General features: G+C 70.4%; 4 protein-coding genes. 2 read left to right on the top strand and 2 right to left on the bottom strand.

Going from position 1 to position 3140, the window contains the following annotated elements; all coding sequences use genetic code 11:
• Positions 1-693: SMP-30/gluconolactonase/LRE family protein (locus tag FRW57_RS19600; RefSeq protein WP_152186828.1), on the top strand; the 693-nt coding region annotated here is incomplete at its 5' end.
• Positions 694-724: 31 nt separating this feature from the next.
• Here FRW57_RS19600 and FRW57_RS19595 read toward each other — a convergent pair.
• Positions 725-1240 carry a hypothetical protein gene (locus FRW57_RS19595; protein ID WP_137120308.1) on the bottom strand — a complete coding sequence of 172 codons (516 nt, stop codon included), beginning with the start codon at positions 1238-1240 and terminating at the stop codon, positions 725-727.
• A gap of 157 nt (positions 1241-1397) precedes the next feature.
• Positions 1398-2816 carry a sugar porter family MFS transporter gene (locus FRW57_RS19590; RefSeq protein WP_152186827.1) on the bottom strand — a complete coding sequence of 473 codons (1419 nt, stop codon included), beginning with the start codon at positions 2814-2816 and terminating at the stop codon, positions 1398-1400.
• A gap of 92 nt (positions 2817-2908) precedes the next feature.
• On the opposite strand from FRW57_RS19590, the gene FRW57_RS19585 reads away from it, so the two are divergent.
• Positions 2909-3140 (top strand): hypothetical protein (locus tag FRW57_RS19585; RefSeq protein ID WP_152186826.1); only part of this gene is annotated, 232 nt, incomplete at its 3' end.

Raw genomic sequence — 3140 nt, 5'->3', positions numbered from 1 at the left:
CGCGCCGGGGGCGGCGCGGTCGTCGGCCTCGAACGGGCCCTCGGGCTCGCCGGGCGCGACGACCTGACCGACCTCGCGCCCCTGCCCGAGGTGTGGAGCGATCGCGGGATCCGCTTCAACGACGGTGGCTGCGACCCCGACGGCCGATTCTACTGCGGGTCGATGGCCTACGACCAGGCGCCAGGCGCCGGCTCGATGTTCCGCCTGGCGGCGGACGGCTCAGGGGGCTACGCGACCGAGCAGATGTGGAGCGGGGTCACGGTCTCCAACGGCTTCGCCTTCAGCCCGGACGGCTCGCTCGCCTACTACAACGACACCCCCACCCACCAGGTCAGCGTGATGGACTACGACCGGGAGGGCGGGCTGGGTCCGCGCCGGCCACTCGTGACCGTCGACCTGCCGGACATCTCGGGGCCGGACGGGCTCTGCGTCGATGCGGAGGGCTACGTGTGGACCGCGATCTACGGCGGATCGGTCGTGCACCGCTACTCCCCGGACGGGCGACTCGACGGCGTGGTGGAGCTTCCGGTGCGGCAGGTGACCGCCTGCACCTTCGGCGGACCGGACCTCGACGAGCTCTTCATCACGACCTCGCGTGAGAACCTGCCCGTCGATGAGCAGCCGCAAGCGGGCTCGGTCTTCTCGGTCAAGCCCGGCGTGACGGGCCAGCGCACGATCGCGTTCGCCGGCTGACACCCCGCCCCGCCCCGCCCCATCCGGCGGGTCAGACGTCCGGGCCCTCGGCTCGCCGCTTCTCCACCTCCGACATGGCGTCGCGCAGTCCCGACAGCCACTCGTCCGTGTGCTTGCCGACCAGGCGGACGCACCATGCCAGGGCGTCCGAGCGCGAGCGTGCCACCCCCGCGTCGACCAGGGTGTCGAGGACCTGCCGCTCGCTCTGTCGCAGGCGGGTCATCGACGGCACCGCCAGATGGGTGAACAGACGGCCGGTCTCGCCGATCCGGGCGCCCCAGGACACGGTGCGGCCGTAGCGGTCCTGTGCCTCGTCGGCGATCCTCATCCGCTGGGCTCGGGTGTCCTCGCGCCACCGGGTGATCCGTCCGTCGGCCGCGGACGTCCCGCCCTCGACCCGCGGCAGCTCGCCCACGACCGTGATCTCGTCGCGGTCCACCGTGATCGTCGGCTCGCCGGTGAACCAGTCGTCGGGCAGCCGCCCGGCGAACCAGTCTCCGGCGTCCGACGCATCCGGCAGCCGCCGGCTCTCGCTCTGTCGTCGCATGACCTGCACCTCTCATGATTACTTTGTTACCAAGTAATCATGCGTCGCGTCGTCCCGCACCGCAAGGGGGTTTGACGTGTTGCCGGGCACGGGGTCGCGTCACCTCCGCGGCGCCCACGGCGACGTCACGGCATACAGGTGCTCCGGATCAGGGGCGCTAGGCCATGTCCTCGAGTTGTCGACCCTTGGTCTCCTGGACGAACTTCAGGACGAAGCCCAGGGACAACAGCGCGAAGACGGTGTAGAAGCCGTAGGCGAAGCCGAGCCCGATGTCGGCCATCTTGGGGAAGCTCGTGGAGATGGCGAAGTTGGCGATCCACTGCGCGCCCGCCGCGACGCCGAGTGCGGTCGCGCGGATCCTGTTGTTGAACATCTCGCCGAGGAGCACCCAGACCACCGGGCCCCAGGAGACGCCGAAGAACACGACGAACAGGTTGGCGGCGATGAGTGCCGTCATCCCTCCCCCGCTGCTCAGCACCGGCTCCATGTGTCCGTCGGCGTTCAGCTTGGTCGGTGCGGTCGCGAAGACGATGGCCAGCGTGCCCAGGGTGACGAACATGCCCGAGGAGCCGATCACCAGCAGCAGCTTGCGGCCGATCCGGTCGACCAGGGCGATGGCCACCAGGGTCACGACGATGTTGGTGACCGAGGTGATGACGGTCTGCTTGAGCGCGTCGGCCTCGGTGAACCCGACCTGCTGCCACAGCGCCGAGGAGTAGTAGAAGATCACGTTGATGCCGACGAACTGCTGGAACACCGACAGTGCGATCCCGACCCAGACGATCGGCAGCAGCCCGCTGCCCTTCTTGCGGATGTCGGAGAAGGACGAACGGCGGTCGATCTCGATGGTGCGGCGGATCTCGTCGATGCGGGCTCCGACGCCGGTGCGCATCACCTGGCGCAGCACCGCACGTGCCTTCTCGGTCTGGCCCTTGGCCATCAGGTGGCGCGGCGACTCGGGGATGGTCAGCGCCATCGCGCCGTAGAGGACGGCCGGCACCACGCCCACGAGGAACATCCAGCGCCAGGCGTCCATCCCCCACCACAGCTGCTCGCTCGCGCCCCGAGCGATGTGGGCCCAGAGCGCATCGGACAGGAGCGCGACGAAGATGCCGGTCACGATCGCGAGCTGCTGCAGCGACCCCATCCGCCCGCGCAGCACCGCGGGCGACGTCTCGGCGATGTAGGCGGGCGCGATCACCGAGGCCGCGCCGACGCCGAGTCCACCGATGATCCGCCAGAAGGTCAGGTCCCAGGCGGAGAAGGCGAACGCCGACCCGATGGCGCAGACGAAGAACATCGCGGCGGCGATGACCATGACCTTGATCCGGCCGATCCGGTCGGCGAGCCGCCCGGCGAGGTAGGCACCCACCGCGCAGCCGAGCAGGGCCGACGCCACGACGAACCCCTTCGGCCCGGGCGCGAGATCGAACTCGTCACCGACGGCGTTCACCGCACCGTTGATGACCGCGGTGTCGAAGCCGAAGAGGAAACCACCGAGCGCCGCGACCGCGGCCAGCATCACCACCCGACCCAGGACGTAGTCCTCCTGGACCTCCGCATCCTCAACCGTCATGACCGACCTCCGTGCCCTCGAGCGTGCGGACCCCGAGCGCCGAGCGGCGACGGGCAGTCGTTGTCTACCACGGCCCACCTGCCCCGGTGCGGATGACGATCCGCAGTCTCGCCCACCGGCACGGCCACATCCGGGACGGCGCCGCGGGCGGCATACTCCCCCAGCCTGTGGTCCGTCCCGAGGTGACGATCTTCGGGCTGACCGACGCCCAGCGCCGCTTCGTGCCGACCCACGGCAGGTCGACGACGAACGCGGGATCAGCTGCGGCGCGGGCGGCGGGGATGGCGCACCCGGGCCGCTGCCCGGGCCAGGCGCGTGCGGACG

This window comes from Segeticoccus rhizosphaerae (assembly GCF_009192725.1).
Lineage (GTDB): Bacteria > Actinomycetota > Actinomycetes > Actinomycetales > Dermatophilaceae > Segeticoccus > Segeticoccus rhizosphaerae.
Note: the sequence above shows the minus strand (reverse complement) of the source record. Positions and strands in the feature narration are given on the sequence as shown.